General features: G+C 64.9%; 17 protein-coding genes. 1 reads left to right on the forward strand and 16 read right to left on the reverse strand.

Translation table 11 applies throughout. From position 1 onward, the window contains the following. Positions 1-50: 50 nt before the first annotated feature. The 14 genes from HMPREF2674_RS04590 to HMPREF2674_RS04655 form a co-directional block, all read right to left on the reverse strand. On the reverse strand, positions 51-1,451 hold the full coding sequence (locus HMPREF2674_RS04590; RefSeq protein ID WP_070824946.1) for an amino acid permease: 1,401 nt from the start codon (positions 1,449-1,451) through the stop codon (positions 51-53). Positions 1,452-1,681: 230 nt separating this feature from the next. Next, positions 1,682-2,020: a hypothetical protein gene (locus HMPREF2674_RS04595; protein ID WP_070824947.1), complete on the reverse strand. Its 339-nt coding sequence runs from the start codon at positions 2,018-2,020 to the stop codon at positions 1,682-1,684. A gap of 252 nt (positions 2,021-2,272) precedes the next feature. Then, positions 2,273-3,172, reverse strand: a complete 900-nt coding sequence (gene mtnN, locus HMPREF2674_RS04600) for a 5'-methylthioadenosine/S-adenosylhomocysteine nucleosidase (protein ID WP_049344378.1) — start codon at positions 3,170-3,172, stop codon at positions 2,273-2,275. Then, entirely contained in the window at positions 3,172-3,630 is a 459-nt protein-coding gene (locus tag HMPREF2674_RS04605) for an S-ribosylhomocysteine lyase (RefSeq protein ID WP_049344376.1), read from the reverse strand. Before HMPREF2674_RS04605 ends, mtnN begins: the two co-directional genes overlap by 1 nt. 206 nt (positions 3,631-3,836) lie before the next feature. Further along, positions 3,837-4,877, reverse strand: a complete 1,041-nt coding sequence (locus HMPREF2674_RS04610; RefSeq protein WP_049344374.1) for a bifunctional riboflavin kinase/FAD synthetase — start codon at positions 4,875-4,877, stop codon at positions 3,837-3,839. A 164-nt stretch (positions 4,878-5,041) separates the two neighbouring features. Further along, positions 5,042-5,818 carry a DUF4345 domain-containing protein gene (locus tag HMPREF2674_RS04615; RefSeq protein WP_049332792.1) on the reverse strand — a complete coding sequence of 259 codons (777 nt, stop codon included), beginning with the start codon at positions 5,816-5,818 and terminating at the stop codon, positions 5,042-5,044. A gap of 163 nt (positions 5,819-5,981) precedes the next feature. After that, positions 5,982-7,073, reverse strand: coding sequence for a tRNA pseudouridine(55) synthase TruB (truB, locus tag HMPREF2674_RS04620; protein WP_049332793.1), 1,092 nt, complete (start codon positions 7,071-7,073; stop codon positions 5,982-5,984). Continuing rightward, the gene (gene rbfA / locus HMPREF2674_RS04625) at positions 7,074-7,514 is read right to left on the reverse strand and encodes a 30S ribosome-binding factor RbfA (protein ID WP_049332795.1); all 441 of its coding nucleotides are present in this window, start codon (positions 7,512-7,514) and stop codon (positions 7,074-7,076) included. It lies immediately after the preceding gene. Between the two features lie 260 nt (positions 7,515-7,774). Continuing rightward, on the reverse strand, positions 7,775-10,540 hold the full coding sequence (gene infB / locus HMPREF2674_RS04630) for a translation initiation factor IF-2 (RefSeq protein ID WP_070824948.1): 2,766 nt from the start codon (positions 10,538-10,540) through the stop codon (positions 7,775-7,777). Positions 10,541-10,740: 200 nt separating this feature from the next. Continuing rightward, positions 10,741-11,094, reverse strand: a complete 354-nt coding sequence (locus HMPREF2674_RS04635; protein WP_070482825.1) for a YlxR family protein — start codon at positions 11,092-11,094, stop codon at positions 10,741-10,743. A gap of 235 nt (positions 11,095-11,329) precedes the next feature. Then, entirely contained in the window at positions 11,330-12,454 is a 1,125-nt protein-coding gene (gene nusA / locus HMPREF2674_RS04640; RefSeq protein ID WP_070824949.1) for a transcription termination factor NusA, read from the reverse strand. Between the two features lie 109 nt (positions 12,455-12,563). Beyond that, complete coding sequence (gene rimP / locus HMPREF2674_RS04645; RefSeq protein ID WP_070482831.1) at positions 12,564-13,235, reverse strand: ribosome maturation factor RimP; 672 nt, start codon at positions 13,233-13,235, stop codon at positions 12,564-12,566. 2 nt (positions 13,236-13,237) lie between these two features. Beyond that, positions 13,238-15,070 (reverse strand): proline--tRNA ligase, encoded by a 1,833-nt coding sequence (locus tag HMPREF2674_RS04650; RefSeq protein WP_070824950.1) that lies wholly within the window; start codon positions 15,068-15,070, stop codon positions 13,238-13,240. Between the two features lie 147 nt (positions 15,071-15,217). Further along, a complete protein-coding gene (locus HMPREF2674_RS04655; protein WP_246826177.1) occupies positions 15,218-16,285 on the reverse strand; it encodes a GNAT family N-acetyltransferase in 1,068 nt (355 codons plus the stop codon). Positions 16,286-16,375: 90 nt separating this feature from the next. Here HMPREF2674_RS04655 and HMPREF2674_RS09395 point away from each other — a divergent pair, with 90 nt between their 5' ends. Next, positions 16,376-16,531 (forward strand): hypothetical protein, encoded by a 156-nt coding sequence (locus tag HMPREF2674_RS09395; protein ID WP_168168037.1) that lies wholly within the window; start codon positions 16,376-16,378, stop codon positions 16,529-16,531. Positions 16,532-16,596: 65 nt separating this feature from the next. On the opposite strand, the gene ispG is transcribed toward HMPREF2674_RS09395, so the two are convergent. Further along, positions 16,597-17,739: a flavodoxin-dependent (E)-4-hydroxy-3-methylbut-2-enyl-diphosphate synthase gene (gene ispG, locus HMPREF2674_RS04660; RefSeq protein ID WP_049332807.1), complete on the reverse strand. Its 1,143-nt coding sequence runs from the start codon at positions 17,737-17,739 to the stop codon at positions 16,597-16,599. Positions 17,740-17,913: 174 nt separating this feature from the next. Then, a complete protein-coding gene (locus HMPREF2674_RS04665) occupies positions 17,914-19,269 on the reverse strand; it encodes a M50 family metallopeptidase (protein ID WP_070824951.1) in 1,356 nt (451 codons plus the stop codon). Between the last annotated feature and the right edge of the window lie 252 nt (positions 19,270-19,521).

Genomic DNA, 19,521 nt, shown 5'->3' on the forward strand with positions numbered 1-19,521 from the left:
CGGGCGCTACCCGGCAGCCGCTACCGCCGGGTGCCCGATGGCTTGAGTGCCTACGCCGCGGCGCGAGCGCGCACCACCACGAGGCGGTAGTAGCCCAGCAGGAACAGGCACCAGAGTGCACCCATCACCAGCGCCAGCTGGGTGTCGGCGAAGAAGCCGAAGAGCACCACGATAAAGATCATGAACGCCAACGCCAGGTAGCTCAGCCACAGGGGCTGGCGTACCGGCTGCGCCTCGGTATCGGCGCCGCTGCGCTTGAAGGCAATGTGCGCCAGCAGAATCATGACCCACACGAATACGGTCGCGAAGGTTGCCAGGGAGGCGACCACCTCAAAGGCGTTCTCGAAGAGCACGTTCACAATCACACCGACCGCCATGACCAGTACCATGAGCAGGGTGGTCATCCAGGGAGCGCCGTTCTTGGTGACCTTCGCGAAGGATGCGGGGGCCAGCTTCTGCTTGGCCAGGCCGTACATCATGCGGCCGGCACCGTACACATCGGCGTTCAGGGCCGAGATGGCGGCGGTAATGATGACCACGTTCAGAATCGAAGCGGCCGCGGGGATGCCCAGGCCCTCAAAGATCTGCACGAACGGCGAGTTCTCCTTCGAGACCGAGTACCAGGGGTACAGGGACATGATGACTGAGAGAGTCAGCACGTAGAAGATGAGGATGCGGAACGGCACCGTGCGAATCGCCTTGGGAATCGAGGTGCGCGGATCCTTCGCCTCACCCGCGGCGATGCCGATGTTCTCGATACCGCCGAAGGCAAACATCACCACGGTGAAGCAGGCGAGGAAGCCGGTAAAGCCGTTCGCGAAGAAGCCGCCGTCCAGTGCCCAGAGGTTCGTGACCGAGGGGCCGACTTCCTCGTGCGCCTGCACGCCCACGAAGAGCAGGGCGATGCCGCCGACGATCATGGCGATAATGGCGCTGACCTTCACGAGCGTAAACCAGAATTCTGCCTCGCCGAAGGCCTTGACCTTCGCCAGGTTAATGGCGAGCAGAATCAGCAACACCGAGACAATCCAAATCCACGAGGGACTATCCGGGAACCAGAACTTCATATACACGGCGAAAGCGGTCACGTCCGCGACAGCCACCAGCGCCATTTCTAGGGCGTAGGTCCAGCCGGTCACGAAACCGGCCCAACGGCCCAGGTAGAGGGTCGCGTACTCGGAGAACGCGCCGGCGACCGGGTGCGCCAGGGCGAGCTCACCCATCGCACGCATCACCATGAACACCGCCGCGCCGCCGATGACGTAGGCCAGCAGTACGGAGGGGCCGGCCAGCTGAATCGCGGAAGCGGAGCCGTAGAACAGACCCGTGCCGATGGCCGAGCCAAGGGCGATGAACATAATGTGGCGCAGGGAGAGGCCGCGCGAGAGCTGTCCACTCTCGGGGCTGCTCAGCGTTACCGATGCGTCCGGGGTCGGGTTGGTTTGTGCCATTTTCCTTTACCTCGTGGGGGTTGCCCGCTTGTGGCGGGTATGTCTTGCACATTACGTGCGGCGCCGGTCGACGTCGCCGTATTCACTCCCCATCGAGCGATGGGGCGTTGCGCAGAAGGTGTTGCCTTCACGCCTCGCCCCGTGCGTCACCGCCGCGGCCAAGAAGCCGGGCGGAACGCAAAAGACGGCGGGAAGGCAACGTTGCCTTTCCGCCGTCTTTTATTCAAAGACTACTTCTGTCGCTTACGTCCAATGATGATGGAGGACAGAGCGGTTACAGCAGTCACGGTGTAGACTGCAGGCCACGCGCCAATCTTCTTGGCGAGCGGATGAGCGGCGCCGAACGCGCCGAGGTAGAGAGCGGTGAGGAAGGTGGCACGGCCTGCGCCAGCCTTACGCTTCCAATTCTTGTAAGCCACGGCACCGCACAGTGCCAGGACAGCGCCACCGAGCGGGCGGATGCCGGTGCTCGATGCAACCTTGTAGCCACCGAGCAGACCGGTGACGGAGGCGAGAGTCGGGCAGAACTTCACGACGTACTCCTCTGTGAGATCGGATAGTTTCCTCATTTATAGTACTCCACGACACACAGAATGTATATTCACCGCGGTTAATATTTCTGCATTTCTTACGGACCGGATACGTCAAAGTGCCTGATCGCAAAAAGACTGGGGCACAAAAAGACTGGGACGCAAAAGGACCAGCACAAAAGGACCGGTACAAAAAATACCGGCACAAAAGAACCGGGGCGCAAACCCGTCAGGTTCACGCCCCGGCACTTGCCGCATGCGAGCTCACTTTGTGCCGCATGCTCTAGAGCTTTAGAGAGCCAGCTCCAGGTCCTCCAGCTCGGCCTCGGTCCACAGCTCTGCGGCCAGCTGCAGGGCGTAACGCGCCGAGCGGGGGGCCACAACATCCACGGAGAGGTGGAAGTCCTGATCGGCCTCCGGGCCGCACAGATCAGACACGCAACGCACCCCGATAAACGGAATCTCGTAGTTGTGGCAGACCTGCGCAATGGCGGTGGTCTCCATGTCGGTGCTGATGGCGCCCTCGAAGGCCTCACGGGTGTCCTTCACGTTGTGGGCGGTCACGAAGGAGTTGCCCGCAAGCATCTGGCCGCGGCGCACCTGCCACGAGCCCTCGGCCTTCTCTGCAGTGCGCGCAGGCTCCAGGGCGGCCAGGGCGTGCGCCAGGGCGTCCTGCCACTCGTCCGCCTGGCCGTCGTAGCTTTCGGGCATGCCCGGAACCTGGCCGCGCGCGTAACCGAACGCGGTCGCGTCGGCGTCAGTGTAGGTGTAGTTCTCGCCAATCAGCACGTCGCCCACGTTAATGCCGCGCGCCAAACCGCCGGCGGTACCTGCGCTAATGACGCCCAGGCAGTTTGAGGCGTAGCTAATCGCCTCTGTCACGGCGCTCGCCGCATTCACCAGACCAATCTTGGAGCGAACCAGCAGCAGGGGCACCTGGTCCTCGCCCACCTGCAGGTAGCGCGGGTGGAACTGGGCGGCGCCCTCGGTGAAGGAGGGCTGCAGCTCCTCGGTCACCTTCAGGAATGGTGCGAGCTCCTCGTCCATGGCAACCTGAATGATGATGGCGTTGGACATGCCGTCCATCAGCTCAAACATGCTGTTGAACGCCTCAGCCGGGTCAAAAGCGTTCGGGTCAAAGTCCACCGGGTTGAAGGCGGCGGTGAAGGCCTCGGGAATCTGCTCGCTCACTACGCCATCACCTGCGCCCACTCATCGCGTGCCGCGAGGAACTCGCGGGCCGCAACCTGCGCACCCTCGAGGGTGTGGTTGGCGCCCCAACCGCACTGCACCTCGTTCGCCGCCGGAACCTCGGTCGCGTTGAGGATGTCGTTGAGGGTTGCCTCCAGAATCGGGAAGAACTCCTCGGGCTCCAGGCCCAGGGTCAGCGCGTAGAAGCCGGTCTGGCAACCCATCGGGGAGAAATCAATCAGGCGGTCGGTGTGGTTGCGCATGTGCTCGGCGCTCAGATGCTCGATGGAGTGCACGGTCGGCATCTCCAGGTGCGCGGTGTTCGGCTGGGTGAAGCGGATATCGTACTTGATGAGGGTGTCGCCACCGGGCAGCACCTTACGGTCGGCGATGCGCACGTAGGGGGCCTTAACGGCACGGTGGTCAAGGTTGAAGGATTCGACGTTCATTTTTTCCATGACTCTATCTTCTCTTAACTTTGCCGTTTCGCGTCCCCGGTCTCACGAAGGGCTGAGAACGCTTGAGCACCGGGGCCATGCGGGTACGACAAACCCCGGCGGCAGGTACGAAACCTGCCGCCGGGGTTCAAGCGTTCTACGCGTGAGGTGCCGGATGCGACGCGCGGGTCAGCGCCGGGATGTTGACCGCGGCTTTCGTCCGCGACCTACGCCTCGAGACTCTCCGCCTCGGACTTCTTCTCGGAATCCTTTTCGCCCCGCACGGAACGCTCCGGCGGGCAGTAGGTCTTCGCATCCTCGGCCAGCACCTCGCGGGTCTTGGCCACGTCATCGTTAATCTGCTCGATCAGCGCCTCCACACCGGTGTAGGCCACCATGGGGCGAAGTCGCTTCACGAACTCGATGAGCACGTGCTGACCGTACAGGTTGAAGTCTTCCACGCGTTCCTCGGGGCGGTCAATCACGTGCGCCTCCACCTGGCGGTGCTCGATGCCGTCAAAGGTCGGGTTCGTACCCACCGAAATGGCGGAGGGGTGGCGGGTACCCGCCTCATCCACGAGCCAGCCGGCGTACACGCCGTCCGCGGGCAGCAAGCCTCGCGCCTCAAAGTCCAGGTTCGCGGTCGGGAAGCCCAGCTCGCGGCCACGCGCCAGACCGTGCACGACCTCGCCGGCCATCATGTGGTGGCGGCCCAGCAGCTCGGTCGCGGCCGGCATGTCGCCCTCCAGCAGCAGCTGGCGGATGCGTGTCGAGGAGCAGCGGGTGTTCTCATCCACCATGAGGTCCTCCACGACCACGACTTCGAAGCCGTACTTCTCCCCCAGCTCACGCATCGTGTTCAGGTCGCCCGAGTTGTTACGGCCAAAGCGCACGTCGTCACCAATCACCACGTAGCGGGCATTGAGGCCGTCCACGAAGGTGGTCTTCACGAACTCCTCGGGGGTCTGCTGCGCAAACTCCAGGCTGTAGTGCAGCAGCAGGTAGTCCTCCAGGCCCAGCAGGCACATGTAGTGGCGGCGAGCGCCCTGGCTCATGATATCGTGGTGGGCCACCTCGGGGCGGTGCACCTGAATGGGATGCGGGTCGAACGAGACCGCGATGGAGCGCAGACCGTGCTCCTCAGCGAGGGACACCACGCGTGAAATCACGCGGGCGTGCCCACGGTGCACGCCGTCAAAGTTGCCGATGGTCACGACCGAGGGGCCATAGCCGGCGGGGACGTCGCTCAAAGCGGTGTAGAGGGTCACGGGCTCTCCTGAAAAGTTAAATGTACCTCTCCATCCTAGACCACGGGCGGCAGGATAAAGAATTAGCGGGCACTCATCGCTAGAGAATGGAACGGGGGCTCGGCAAGCGCCCCGAAAAAGCCCGGGACGAGCCCCTCTCGGGGCCCTCCCGGGCGCATACGAGCCTACTTGCGGCCCTTGGCAGCCGCGGCGGGCTGGGTTCGGGATGCGTTAAGCATCTCCTGGCGGATTGCGTTGGACTTGTTGATCCAGCCGTACCACACCAGCAGGCAGGGCGGGATGACCAGCTCGGTCACCATCAGCACGATAAGAATCCAGTTCGGGGTGCCGAAGTTCACCCAGGACAGGATGCGGCCCACACCGCCCAGGAACACCACCAGGCACGAGAAGGCCAGCATGTTCACCCACTTGAACTTCAGGGCGATGAACACGAAGGAGAGGCCCACGCCCACGTAGGTCGAGGCGAAGAAGACGTAGTTCGACTGCACCGAGGAGTTAGCGAAATCGGTCGGGGCGTCGGGCACGGCCGACACACCGCCGAAGACCTGCCACAGGCCGTAGGCAATCATGAACAGGCCGTACAGGGCCACGGCCGCGCGGAAGGCCGCACGGTTCTGAGGCTTAGCCGCCTCCTCAATACTCTTGGGACGGGCGAAAGCCTCGCGGGTCGCCTTCTTCTCGGCCTTCTTGTCTGCCTTCTTCTCGGCCTTGGAGGCGGTGGGCTTCGCGGAGGCCGAAGGGCTCACGCGCACGCCCTCGGGATCCTTCGCCGCCGAAATATTGGTCTCCTGCTCGGCGGCACCGGCGGTGCCCTTCACCCGGGGAACCGGGGCGGTGTGCGGTTCGGCCTGCGAGGTCTTCTGCGCGGCCTCGCGCTCTGCGGCCTTTTCTGCGGCGGCCTTCGAGACGTTACGCTCGGAGGGCGTCAGGTTCTCGCTCATGTTCTCTCCTTGAGTTGGGTGCCCCACGTGGGGCGTCTGCGAGTGTTTGGCTGTGTGTAGGGGCCGGGCCCCGAGTGTGAGGGGTTCCCCGAGTGAGCGGGGAGGCGTCGAAAGGCGAGCTATCCGAGAGGCGCTCTAGGATAAGCGCCCTAGGATAAGTTTCCTAGTCGAAGGAGCGGTTCGCCTCAAAAACCAGCACCGGGGCGGCCTGCACCTTCCCGCGCTGCTTCTTGTTCTCCAGCAGGGCCACCAGGGTGCCGTCAGGGGCAAAGCCCGCCACGATACCCTCGACGCTGGCGTGCTGAATCGCGCCCTGCTCGTCGGGGCTCGCGTGGGCGGAGCGCTTGACCACGGTGCCATCGCCGCTGGAGGCGATGCGCCGCCCGTAGGAGATATCGCTCGCCTCGGCTGTACTAAGCTCGCGGGCCCCGAAAATACGGCGGGCGGCCTCTTCCAGGGGTAGCAGGGGCAGGTCCTCGAGGGGCCCCTCGGAGGCCTCGCGGCGCGCCGTCAGCTCGGCCAGGTCGGCCGCATCCTGCAGGTGCACCGCGCCCACGCGGGTTCGGCGCAGCGCCGTCAGGTGACCGCCAGTGCCCAGGGCCTTACCCAAATCACGGGCCAGGGCACGAATATAGGTGCCAGAGGAGCACGAAACCGTGACCTCGCAGTCCACGACGGGAACCGAGGTCGCCATGTGCTCTCCCTCGAGGTCCTCGACGACGTACTCGGCGAAACCGGCAGTTACGGAATGTACCGTGAACTCGCTGATGGTCACCGGGCGGGCGGGAAGCTCAACCTCCTCGCCGCCGCGCACACGCGCGTAGGAACGCACCCCGTTGATCTTGATAGCGGACACCGCGGAGGGAACCTGCATGATGTCACCGCGCAGGCCGGCCACCGCCTCCAGGATGCGCGCACGCATCTGCTCGGGGCCCATGGCGGTCAGGGCCTCCACGGCCTCGGGGTGGGCGGCGGTGTGCTCGCCCTCGGCGTCCTCGGTCAGCGTCTCGATGCCCAGGCGAATCGTGGCGTCGTAGGTCTTGTCCTGGCCCACCAGGTAGGTCAGCAGCTTCGTCGCCTTATTCACGCCCAGAATCAGCACACCGGTCGCGGCCGGATCCAGGGTACCGGCGTGGCCGACCCGTCGGGTTCCGGCGATGCGGCGCATCCGCGAAACCACGTCGTGGCTGCTCATCCCGGCGGGCTTATCGATAACCATCAGGCCCGAGGGGCCCTGGGGCTGCTTCTTGGCCACTTAGGCGTCCTCGTCCGCTTCGTCCTCGTCCTTCTTGTAGGGGTCGGCGTCGCCGGCGTACTGCGCGCCCTCGGCGGCGGCGGCCAGCTTGGCGTCGCGCTCGCGGGTCTCGCGCAGCAGGGACTCAATGTGGAAGGCGTTCTCGGGCACCTCGTCGGCCACGAAGGTCAGGGTCGGGGTCAGGCGCGCGGTGATGTTCTTACCCACCTCCGAACGCAGAATACCCTTAGCCGATTCGAGGGCCTTCTTGGTGTTGGCGGCGTCCTCTTCGGAGCCGAGCACCGTGTAGTAAATGGTTGCGTGCTGCAGGTCGTTGGTCACGCGGGCATCGGTGACGGTCACGAAACCGAGGCGGGGGTCCTTCACTCGGCGCTCGAGGGCCTTCGCCACGATGACCTTGATGCGGTCTGCAAGTCGTGCCGCGCGGGCTGCGTCAGCCATGTGTTTCTCCTTGTCTGCGGTTGATGGGGCCGCCCGGGCCCCGGTTGGTTCCGGTTGGTTCCGGTGGATTTCGAAGCGGGGTGGGCGGTCGCCTCGAGATGTCGGTATCTCGAGGAGGGAATTCTAGATACAAAAATTCTATGGGTTGGGGGCAGGATGCGGAAAGCGCCCGCCCCCGCTCCCCCGCTCGCTGGCCTCCGGTCACGGAACCGGGTACCTGCGGGCGGGGTGCGGGTCACGGGCGCATCAGCATGGGAGCCTTAGACGCGCGGCTTCTCGCGCATCTCCCAGGTCTCGATAATGTCGCCTTCCTTGATGTCGTTGAAGGAGCCGAGGCCAATACCGCACTCGAAGCCTTCGCGTACCTCGGTAGCGTCGTCCTTGAAGCGACGCAGCGACTCGATGGTGAGGTTGTCTGCCACCACGGAGCCGTCGCGCACCAGGCGTGCCTTGGCGTTGCGCTTGATGATGCCGTTCTTGACGATCGAACCTGCGATGTTGCCCCACTTGGAGGAGCGGAAGACCTCGCGGATCTCTGCCGAGCCGAGCTCGACCTCCTCGTATTCGGGCTTGAGCATGCCCTTGACGGCCTGCTCGATGTCTTCGATCGCACGGTAGATGACCGAGTAGAACTTCATCTCGACACCCTCGCGGTCGGCCAGCTCGGCCACGCGCTCTGCCGGGCGGACGTTGAAGCCGATGATGACCGCGTTGTCCACGGTTGCCAGGTTCACGTCGTTCTGGGTAATAGCACCCACACCGCGGTGGATGACGCGCAGCTGAACCTCGTCGCCACCGGCGTCGATCTTCATCAGGGACTCTTCCAGTGCTTCCACGGCACCGGAGACGTCACCCTTGATGATCAGGTTCAGGGTATCCATCTTGCCCTCGGCCACGGCGGCGTCGAAGGACTCCAGGGTGACGCGCTTGCGACGCTTAGCCAGCTGGGCGTTACGGTCGGCTGCCTCACGCTTCTCAGCGATCTGGCGGGCGGTGCGCTCTTCCTCGGTGGAGAGGAAGGTGTCACCTGCGCGCGGCACGGTGGACAGACCCAGCACCTGCACGGGGCGGGAGGGGCCGGCTTCCTTCACAGCCTGGCCGTTCTCGTCGAACATTGCACGGACGCGGCCGTGTGCCACACCGGCAACAATGGCGTCGCCAACGCGCAGGGTACCGGACTGAACCAGGACGGTGGAAACCGCACCGCGGCCCTTGTCCAGGTTGGCCTCGATGGCCACGCCGCGGGCTTCCTTGTTCGGGTTAGCGGTCAGCTCGAGCACGTCGGCGGTCAGGGTGACCGCCTCCAGCAGCTCGTCGATGTTGGTGCCGTTACGTGCGGAGACGTCCACGAACATGGTGTCGCCACCGTACTCTTCGGGGATCAGACCGTACTCGGTCAGCTGGCCGCGGATCTTCTCCGGGGACGCGCCTTCCTTATCGATCTTGTTCACGGCAACCACGATCGGCACGTTAGCTGCCTGGGCGTGGTTCAGAGCCTCAACGGTCTGGGGCATCACGCCGTCATCCGCTGCGACCACGAGGATGGCCACGTCGGTGACCTTCGCACCGCGGGCACGCATAGCGGTGAACGCCTCGTGACCGGGGGTATCGATGAAGGTAATCGCGCGGTCTTCGCCCTCAACGGTGGTGTGGACCTGGTACGCACCGATGTGCTGGGTAATGCCGCCGGCCTCACCCTCGATAACGTTGGTGTGGCGGATGGCGTCCAGCAGGCGGGTCTTACCGTGGTCGACGTGGCCCATGACGGTCACGACCGGGGGACGAACCTCGAGAACGTCCTCGCCCTCAGCCTCAAGCTCTGCCTCGAGGTTGATGTCGAAGGACTCGAGCAGCTCGCGCTCCTCGTCCTCGGGGGACACAATCTTGATGACGTAGCCCAGCTCGGCACCCAGCAGCTCGAAGGTGTCCTCGTCGAGGGACTGAGTCTGGGTAGCCATCTCGCCCAGGTGGAAGAGCACCGTAATCAGCGAGGCCGGGTTTGCGCCAATCTTCTCGGCGAAGTCCATGATGGAGGCGCCGCGACGCAGACGAATCTCGGTCGAGCCGTCGCCGCGAGGAACAACCACGCCACCGGGTGCCGGTGCGTTCAGCTGTTCCTGCTCGTGGCGGCGAGCTGCCTTCGATTTGCGGCCCTTACGCTTGGAGCCACCGCGACCGAATGCGCCCTGGGCGTTGCCGCGGCCGCCGGGGCCGGGACGACCCGGACCGCGGTTGAAGCCGCCGTTACCGCGACGTGCGCCGCCGCCGTTACCGCCACCGTTGTTAGAGCCGGATGCGCCGCCACCAACGTTGGATACCTTCGGCATCATCGAGGGGTTCGGGCGTGCACCACCGGAGGAACGCTGTGCACCGGGACGTGCGCCACCGGCGGGACGGGGACCGCCGTTACCACCGGGACGTGCGCCGCCCGCGGGACGGGGGCCACCGTTACCACCGGGACGACCGTTACGTGCCGGACGGGGACCGCCTGAACGCTGCGAGTCGCCACCATTGCGCTTCATGCCCTGCTGGGGTGCGAAGGGGTTGTTACCGGGGCGCGGGCCGGGCTTGGGGCCGGGCTTCGGAGCGGCAGGCTTGGGTGCTGCCGGCTTCGGAGCGGCCTCGGGGCGGGCCATACCCTGCTGCGGGGCAAAGGGGTTGTTGCCGGGGCGGGGGCCACCGGGCTTGGGTGCTGCAGACTTTGCGGCCGGCTTCGGAGCGGCCGGCTTGGCGCCGGGCTTCGCTGCGGGCTTGGGGGCCGACTGTGCGGCTGCAGGCTTGGGTGCTGCCGGCTTTGCGGCGGCGGGCTTCGCGGCCGGCTTGGGAGCCGGCTTCGCTGCCTTGGCCTCTGCCGCGGGAGCAGACTGCTTGGCGGGGTACGCCGCGCGCAGCTTCTTCAGCACCATGGGGTTCAGGGTGGAGGAGGAGCTCTTAACGAACTCGCCCATCTCCTTGAGCTTGGCGATAACTTCCTTGGAAGGTACGCCTACCTCTTTAGCAAACTCGTGTACTCGAGGCTGAGCCAAATTTTCTCCTATCCCGGTCCGCACCGGGATAGGTGCGGACTCTAATGTATACGGGGTGCGCGCCGAGGGGCGCGCCAATTCGTGAAGTTACCGGTGGGTGAGCACGGGAAGGTACTCATTTCGCGGCACTCATTAGATATCCATCAGTTTTCTGACTCGCTTTCAGATAAGAAGTCGTCAAACTCGTTGACTAACAGGGGCTATGCGGTGCCGGGTGCGGCTTCTGGCGAGGACTCGCGCGCCGTCAGGACGGCTCGAATCTGCTCGCAGCAGGCCTTCAACGCGGCGGCGGGTACCGCCCTCTTGAAGGCGCGGGCCAGGCCGTTCTTCTTCTCAAGAGCGGCCACGCACGCTTCGCTCGGGTGAATCCAAGCGCCTCGCCCGGGCATCGTTCCCGCGGTATCGGGTAGATATCGCGGGGTGCCGGCCTCATCGGAGGCGGGCTGAACGCTCACGATGCGCAGCAGATTTCGCCGTTCATCGCGAGTGCGGCACCCAACGCAGGTGCGAATCGGCGGTCGAACGGAGGCGTCGCTGGGGACCGGTTGGGTCACGGCTCTGCCCTCCTTATGTTCTGTCGGAGCCCGATACGATGCGCGTTTAATGCCTGGGCCGGAGCGAATCCAGGGCGCGCGAGAGCGTCCGGTGTGTTCCGGCACATCTTAATAGTGTATCCCGTTTTTGATTTTTGTGGGTAAAAATGTGAGGTAGGCGCAGGGCGCGGGGTCTCCCCCGGCACCCTGCGCCTACCTCCCCTCCGCGGTTTACGCGGACGGATGCTGGTCTGCCTTACTCGGCGTCGGCGGCCGCCTCAACGGCTGCTGCCGCCTCAACGGCTGCTACCTCTGCCTCTTCACCGGCCTGCTCGGCGGCGGCTTCCTCGGCGAGGCTACGTGCCACGCGCGCGGCGACCTCCTCCTCGGCACGCACCTGGGCGTACTTCGATTCGGAGAGAATGTCGATGCGCCAGCCGGTCAGCTTCGCGGCCAGGCGGGCGTTCTGACCCTCGCGACCGATGGCCAGGGATAGCTGGTCATCCGGCACCACGGCACGGGCGGAGTACTCGCGCGGGTTCGCGATGATTACCTCGGTGACCTTGGCCGGGGACAGTGCCGCAGCAATGAAGGTTGCCGGGTCGGTCGAGTAGTCAACAATGTCGATCTTCTCGTCGTTCAGCTCGGCGGCCACGGCGCGCACGCGGGCGCCCATATCGCCGATGCAGGCGCCCTTAGCGTTGATGGTCGGGTTCTTTGCCGAAACGGCAATCTTCGAGCGGTGGCCGGCCTCGCGGGCGATGGAGTTAATGGTGACCAGGCCCTCGGAAATCTCGGGGACCTCGTGCTCGAACAGGCGCAGCACCAGGTTCGGGTGCGAACGGGAAATCACGATCGAGGGGCCCTTGGGGCCGCGGCGTGCCTCCACCAGGTAGGCGCGCAGGCGGGTGCCGTGCGGGTACTTCTCGCCGGGAACCTGCTCGTTACCGGGCAGAACGGCCTCGACGGTGCCCAGGTCGACCTGGACCATGCGGGGGTTGTTGCCCTGCTGAACCACGCCGGACACCAGGGTGCCCTCGCGGTCCTTGAACTCGCCCAGCACGGAGGCGTCCTCGGCGTCGCGCAGACGCTGGGACAGCACCTGGCGCACGGTGGCGGCAGCGATACGGCCAAAGTTGTTCGGGGTGTCGTCGAACTCGTCAATCTTCTGGTTGTTCTCATCGAGCTCCGGGGCGAGAATCACGAACTCGCCGGTGGTGCGGTCGATGACGGCACGCGAACCCTTGATGGCGCCGGGCTGCTTCAGGTACGCGAGCAGCAGGGCGTTCTCAACCAGGGTGAAGAGCTCCTCCATGACGAGAGAGCGCTGCTTCGCCAATGCGCGCAGTGCGCCCAGGTCAATAGTTTTAATATCCTCCACGCTTTTCAGCCTTTCCCAGTTAGCACGGCGCCGGGACGCTCTCCGCGCCCCGGCTCCCGAACGGTATATACCCGGCACGGAACAGCCCGTGCCTAGAGCTTTAGTGTCTCTATTCTACCGGTTCAACCGGAGAATTGAAGTCAATTTCGACATGCGCAGAACCGATATTTTCCCACGCAACCAAAGCCGGTTCGTGGTACGACTCCTTCTGCCCCTTCTTGGTGTTCTTCTTACGCGCCAGGACCGGGCCCTCGTCCTGCACCTCGAGGAGGCGGGCCAGGTACTCGGTGCCGTCGGGCGCGGTGACCGCAACCAGGCGGGTGCGGGCGCGCTCCCAGTGGCGGTGCTCCTTCAGCGGGCGGGTTGCGCCCGGCGAGGAGACCTCCAGCTCGTAGGGGAAGAACTCGTCGTTCGCATCCGCACGATCGAGAGCACCCGAAATCGCACCGGAAATCTCCGCGAGGGAATCCAGCGACAGCGAATCGGTACGTTCGGCGGTGTAGTCCACCGTAATCTTCACGGTGCGGTTGGCGGCCGGGCCCGAAATCTTCAGGCCCTCCAGCACGAGCGAGAACTCCTCGAGGACGGGGGCAATCGCCTCGGCGACCTCCTCCTCGCGGATCGCGCGGGTGCCCACGCGCACCGGCGCATCCACCACGGGCTCACGCTCGGCGCGGGTGCGCGAGGTGTTCACACCGTTCGCGGCGCGGGATGCTGCGCGGCGAGCGCGCGCATTGGGGGCGCTCTTCTTGGTTCCGGAACGCTTCGGCTTGTACGCCACGGTTATTCTCCCTTGACCTCTGCGATGACCTCGGCCACCGCGTTCTCAGCGGACACCTCGCGAGCCTCGCCGCTACGGCGGTCCTTCAGCTCGAGCACGCCGTCCTTGAAGCCGCGGCCAATCACCAGGATGGTCGGAACGCCCAGCAACTCGGCGTCGCCGAACTTCACGCCGGGGCTGGTCTTGGGGCGGTCGTCCAGCAGAACCTGCACGCCGGCGGCCTCGAGGGAGGTGCTCAGCTCGTCGGCGTAGGAGTGAGAAGCCTCATCCTTGCCGGTGACGACGATGTGCACGTCGGCCGGGGCCAGGTTGCGCGGCCAGATCAGGCCCTTCTCGTCGTGGTTGCCCTCGGCGACGGCACCCAGCGCGCGGGTCACGCCCACGCCGTAGGAGCCCATGGTCACGGTCTGCAGCTTGCCGTTCTGGTCCAGAACCTTCAGGCCCAGGGACTCTGCGTACTTGCGGCCCAGCTGGAAGATGTGACCCATCTCGATACCGCGGGCTGCCACCAGCTCGCCGGAGCCGTCCGGTGCCGGGTCACCCTCGCGCACCTCGCAGGCCTCCAGCACGCCGTCGGCGGTGAAGTCGCGGCCGAAGACCAGGTTCACCACGTGCTTGCCCTCTTCGTTAGCGCCGGTCACCCAGCGGGTACCGCGTACCACGCGCGGGTCCACGAAGAAGGGGATGCCGGTTGCGGAAGCTACGGCGGCCTCGTCCTCGGAGTGCGCGCCAAGCAGGGGCGCATCCAGGCTCAGTCCGGGGCCAACGTAGCCCTTGACCAGCTGCGGGTAGGCCTTCAGGTCCTCCTCGCTGGCCGTCTCAACCTCGACCTCGCCGCCGATGCCCAGCAGCGCGCCGATGTTGACCTCGACGCGGCCCAGGTCCACGGAGCGGTCGCCGGGAACGCCCACGGCGAAGACCTTGCGCTCGCCGGAGGGGGTGATGACGGTGCCGAGGAAGCACTTGAGGGTCTGGGAGGCTTCCAGGGTGCCCTCGAGCTTCTCGGAGTGCAGCTCGTTCATGCGCTCGACGAGAGTCTCGATGGTTGCGGAATCGGGGGTATCCACGACGATTGCCGCCGGGGTGGACTCGGTGATCTCGATTTCCTCGGGAACCACGGTGGTCACGGCCTCGACGTTTGCCGCGTAGCCGCCGGCCGAACGCACGAAGGTGTCCTCACCGATGGGGGTCGGGTGCAGGAACTCCTCGCTACGGGAGCCGCCCATCGCACCGGACTGTGCGGTCACGATGACGATCTCCAGGCCCAGGCGCTTGAAGATGCGCTGGTATGCGGCGCGGTGAGCCATGTACGCCTCGTTCAGGCCCTCGTCGTCGATGTTGAAGGAGTAGGAGTCCTTCATGACGAACTCGCGGCCGCGCAGCAGGCCGGCACGGGGGCGCGCCTCGTCGCGGTACTTGGTCTGAATCTGGTACAGGTAGACCGGCAGGTCCTTGTAGGAGGAGTACAGGTCCTTGACCAGCAGGGTGAACATTTCCTCGTGGGTGGGGGCCAGTAGCATGTCGGCGCCCTTGCGGTCCTTGAGGCGGAAGAGGTTATCGCCGTACTCGTCCCAGCGGTTCGTGGCCTCGTAGGGCTCGCGGGGCAGCAGCGCGGGGAAGTGCACCTCCTGCGCGCCGATGGCATCCATCTCTTCGCGAATGATGTTCTCGACCTTGCGCAGTACCTTCAGGCCCAGGGGCAGCCAGGTGTACACGCCGGGAGCAGCTCGGCGAATGTAACCGGCGCGAACCAGCAGCTTGTGGCTGGCGACCTCGGCATCTACGGGATCCTCGCGCAGGGTGCGCACGAAGAGATTGGAAAGGCGAAGTACCACGATTCTCCTTGAAAAGGTCGGTAGGTGAAGTCTGGGTGCCTCTCGCGCGGGCGGCACGCCCGCCGGAGGGCACAGTCGTCTTTAATTCTATAGCGTTTTCGTAAAGCCCGGGAACGGCGGCGCGGTGCCCCGCAACCGTCCGAGCGGCTAATTCTCAAAGATGATGGTCGAGAACCGGCCAATCGGCACCCAACCGGCGCCGCTGTACAGGGCCACCGCCGCCGCGTTGTAGTCGTTCACGTAGAGACTCAGGTGCCTGTAGCGGCGCTGCAGCACCCGCGAGGCCGCCGCGAAGAAGGGCTTTGCCAGGCCCAGGCCGCGGTAGTCCGGGTGCATCCACACGCCCTGCACCTGCGCGGTGTCCAGGCTCGCGATGCCCGCGTCCGCCTTAAAAATCACGCGGCCGGAGGCGTCCGTCACGATAGCGCACCGCTTCGCGCGAATCAGCCCGTGCAGGCGGGCGCGGTAGCCGTCACCGTAGCGGGCAATCGGGTCGAAGCCCACCTCCTCGGTGAACATGGCGGCCGCCGCGACTAGCAGCCGCTCCTCATCCTCCACGGTGGCCAGGCGCGCGTAGCCGACGCTCTCGACCGGGCGGTCAAGCTCCAGCGGATCCTGCGGGGGCGGCAGGTTCTCCGGCAGGGAGGGCAGGGGCGCCTCGTAGAGGGCAGAGAGGTCCTCCTCCGGGGGCAGGTAGAGTAGCGGTTGCACGGGCCGTTCCGAAAGCACGCGCGTGCGCGGATCGTAGACATCGCTCAGGCTCGGCTGAATCAGGTGTAGCAGCGGAACGCTCGAGGAAGGCTTCTCCGTCTCCTCCGCCATCTGCTGCATCCGCTCCCACAGGGGCATCACGTAATCGCTCTCGCCAAAAATCGAGTCCGTGCGCGCCCCCACCTGCAACAGCAGCTGGGCCAGGGCGTCACGGTGCAGCGTGCCGATGCTCCCCTCCTCGGCGCAATCACCGCCTCCGGGAACCTCCTCGTAGGCGCAGCACAGGCGCACCGGCACCACATTCGAGCCCAGCAGCACCACGCAGCACAGCGTGTCGCCGCGGGCGCACCCCACGAACCCCTGGTAGTGCTGCAGGGGGATGGGCGGAGCCGACTTGGGCAGCGGAACGGCCGCGTAGTGCTCGATGGGGTACAGGTTCGGAATTGGGTCCCCGAAGAGAATCTCCTCCAGGCCGTCGCGCCAGTGGGTGTCCAGGACGAACACCTGGTGTTTCAAGGGGTCGTGCGGCTCGGGAATGGGAGGGGCCTCCTGTGCGTGCCGCGGCCTGCGGCGGAAGGGAGAGCGGGAGAAAAAATGAGTGAACATGAACGGATAACGGGTGAGAGTGAGCGGATACACGCGCCCAAAAGCGCGTACTCCAAGAATACGCTGTCGCCGCCGGGCAAAGCAGCTTCGGCGACCTGGTTTCTTTCACGGGACGAAGAAATCAGCCGGGATGAAGAAAAATAGCGAAGGCGCCCTCGCGTGGAGGACGCCTTCGCGTGCATGAATTTTATGGGTTGGGGGCTAGCCGATTAGCTCACCGAAACGGCCGGGGAACCCTCGGGAACGTACTCGCCCGAAGCTTCCATCTCGGCGGCGATGCGGGTTGCCTCCTCAATCAGAGTCTCAACGATCTGATCCTCGGGCACGGTCTTGATGACCTCGCCCTTCACGAAAATCTGGCCCTTACCGTTACCGGAGGCCACACCCAGGTCGGCCTCGCGAGCCTCACCCGGACCGTTCACCACGCAACCCATCACGGCCACGCGCAGCGGAACCTTCATGTGCTCCAGGCCCTTGGTCACGTTCTCGGCCAGCTCCCACACGTTCACCTGCGCACGACCGCAGGAGGGGCAGGACACGATGTCCAGCTTGCGGGGGCGAAGGTTCAGCGACTCCAGAATCTTCGAGCCCACCTTCACCTCCTCCACCGGAGGAGCGGAGAGGGACACGCGAATCGTGTCGCCGATGCCCTCGGACAGCAGAATACCGAACGCAACCGAGCTCTTAATGGTGCCCTGGAACGCCGGACCGGCCTCGGTCACGCCCAGGTGCAGCGGCCAGTCACCGCGCTCAGCCAGCTGGCGGTACGCCTCCACCATCACGACGGGGTCGTTGTGCTTCACGGAAATCTTGAAGTCGTGGAAGCCGTGCTCCTCGAAGAGCGAAGCCTCCCACACGGCGGACTCCACCAGGGCTTCCGGGGTGGCCTTGCCGTACTTCTCCAGCAGACGCTTATCCAGCGAACCGGCGTTCACGCCGATGCGCAGAGAAGTGCCGTGGTCCGAAGCCATCTGAGCGATTTCCTTGACCTGGTCGTCAAACTTACGGATGTTGCCCGGGTTCACGCGCACGGCACCGCAGCCAGCCTGAATAGCGGCGTACACGTACTTCGGCTGGAAGTGGATGTCGGCAATCACCGGGATGCGGGACTGCTTGGCGATGATGGGCAGAGCCTCGGCGTCCTTATCGGTCGGGCAGGCCACACGCACGATATCGCAGCCGGCAGCGGTCAGCTCCGCAATCTGCTGCAGGGTCGCGCCAATGTCGTGGGTCTTCGTGGTCGTCATCGACTGCACGGAAATCGGAGATTCAGAGCCAACACCCACGGAGCCCACCTTGAACTGGCGAGTCTTACGACGCGGGGACAGAACCGCGGGAGCGGGCTTCGGCATACCAAGGCTGACCGACAAGGTTTTCCTCCATACATGAGTTGTGAAAGACGGTTATGCGTCTTTCTTTCAGCTTTTTATTGTGCCACTGACACGAAAGAAACCACTAATACGGGTACCCTTACCGCGCGTAACATCACATCTTTTAGGCAGTGCGAAGAGAGCGAAACATCCCCCTTAGAAAAGGGTGATCGGTTTGACGACGTCGGCGATAATCAGCACCACCGACATCAGGATGAACGCGCCCGCCACCACGTAGGTCAGCGGCAGAAGCTTCACCGGGTCGAACGGGCCCGGATCCTTACGCCCGGTCAGGCGTGCGAAGAAGCGACGCACGCCCTCCCAGAGGGCGCCCAGCACGTGGCCGCCGTCCAGCGGCAACAGCGGAATCAGATTGAACGCGAAAAGCATCAGGTTCATATTCGCCACCAGCGAGACCAGCATCGCGGCCTTCGACTTCAGGTCGATGCGGTCGGTGGCCGTCACCTCACCGGCAATGCGGCTCACACCCACCACCGACACGGGCGACTCGGCGCTACGCTCACCACCGGTCACCAGTGTCACCGCCAGATCCCACACGCGCTGCGGCAGCGAAAGCATCGAGGTGCCCACCTTGGCGAGGGTATCCCCCACAATTCCGGGGACCTCGGTAATGGAACCGGGCACCAGCTCGCTCGACGGGGAAACGCCCACGAAACCGCCGCGGGTCGTCGCAATCGAGCCGTCCTCGGCACGCGCGTACTGGCCCTTACCGTCAGAGACCGGGCGAATCATCTCAACCGGAGTCACCGACAGGTCCAGGCGCTGACCATTACGCTCCACCGTCAGGGTGCTCGGGTGAGAACCCGCCGCACGAATCGCCGAAGACACCGCCTCCCACGAACCCGTCGACGTGCCGTTCACGGCAACCACGCGGTCACCCACCTGCACGCCGGCAGCCTTAGCGGGCGAGGGGGTGGACTTATCCGTGCACTCGCCGTAGCTGATCGAATCATGGGTCACGCTCACGCTCGGCACGCACTCAGACACTGCCGAAACCTTATTCGTCACCTGCGCCGTACCGAAACCGCACACCAAAATAGCCGTGCAGACCACACCAATCAGCAGGTTCATGGTCGGGCCGCCCAGCATAATCACCATGCGCTTGAGCACCGGCAGCTTATAGAACAGGCGGTCCTCGTCGCCGGGCTGCATGCGCTCGGCGTCCGCCGCACGCGCCTCCTCAGCCAAGGACGCGAAGGGGCTCGTACTCCCCGAATGACCCTCCGTATGGTGCTCCTTCACCTCGGTGGGGCTCGGCGGGTACATGCCAATCATCGAAATGTAACCGCCCAACGGGATCGCCTTGAAACCGTACTCGGTCTCGCCGCGACGGAAAGAGAACACGGTCTTACCGAAGCCAATCATATACTGCGGGACGCGCACATTGAACAGCTTCGCGGGCACCAGGTGCCCCACCTCGTGCAGGGCAATCGAGACGGCAATAGCGATTGCCATGAGGATAATGCCCACAGCGTACAGCAGGATTTCCACGCTTTTTCTCGTTTCGGTTCGGGGATACGAAGCTTCTAGGATACTCGCTTAGCCTGTGAAGGCGCCCTCCCCCGTTTTCTGGAGGGGCTGGCTTGGGTGGGTACGCTATACCCTTCCTCCGCTCCTACAGGGGAACCCACCCTCGCTTCGCTTCGGGCACCCTGATGTCGCTTCCGGAGGGTATAGCTACCCCGCGCTCCGACTTGGTGCACGCGCGAGGAGGCGCGCCGTGTTTTCCGGAAGCGCCCTCAG

The sequence above is a fragment of the Rothia sp. HMSC062F03 genome (genome assembly GCF_001836905.1).
GTDB classification, from domain to species: Bacteria; Actinomycetota; Actinomycetes; order Actinomycetales; family Micrococcaceae; genus Rothia; species Rothia mucilaginosa_A.

What these genes read in the sequence shown, in the direction of transcription:
- HMPREF2674_RS04590 (WP_070824946.1), bottom strand. Translation starts at nt 1,451, where the DNA reads ATGGCACAAACCAACCCGACCCCGGACGCATCGGTAACGCTGAGCAGC.
- HMPREF2674_RS04595 (WP_070824947.1), bottom strand. Translation starts at nt 2,020, where the DNA reads ATGAGGAAACTATCCGATCTCACAGAGGAGTACGTCGTGAAGTTCTGC.
- HMPREF2674_RS04605 (WP_049344376.1), bottom strand. Translation starts at nt 3,630, where the DNA reads ATGGAAAAAATGAACGTCGAATCCTTCAACCTTGACCACCGTGCCGTT.
- HMPREF2674_RS04615 (WP_049332792.1), bottom strand. Translation starts at nt 5,818, where the DNA reads ATGAGCGAGAACCTGACGCCCTCCGAGCGTAACGTCTCGAAGGCCGCC.
- rbfA (WP_049332795.1), bottom strand. Translation starts at nt 7,514, where the DNA reads ATGGCTGACGCAGCCCGCGCGGCACGACTTGCAGACCGCATCAAGGTC.
- HMPREF2674_RS09395 (WP_168168037.1), top strand. Translation starts at nt 16,376, where the DNA reads ATGAGTGAACATGAACGGATAACGGGTGAGAGTGAGCGGATACACGCG.
- ispG (WP_049332807.1), bottom strand. Translation starts at nt 17,739, where the DNA reads ATGCCGAAGCCCGCTCCCGCGGTTCTGTCCCCGCGTCGTAAGACTCGC.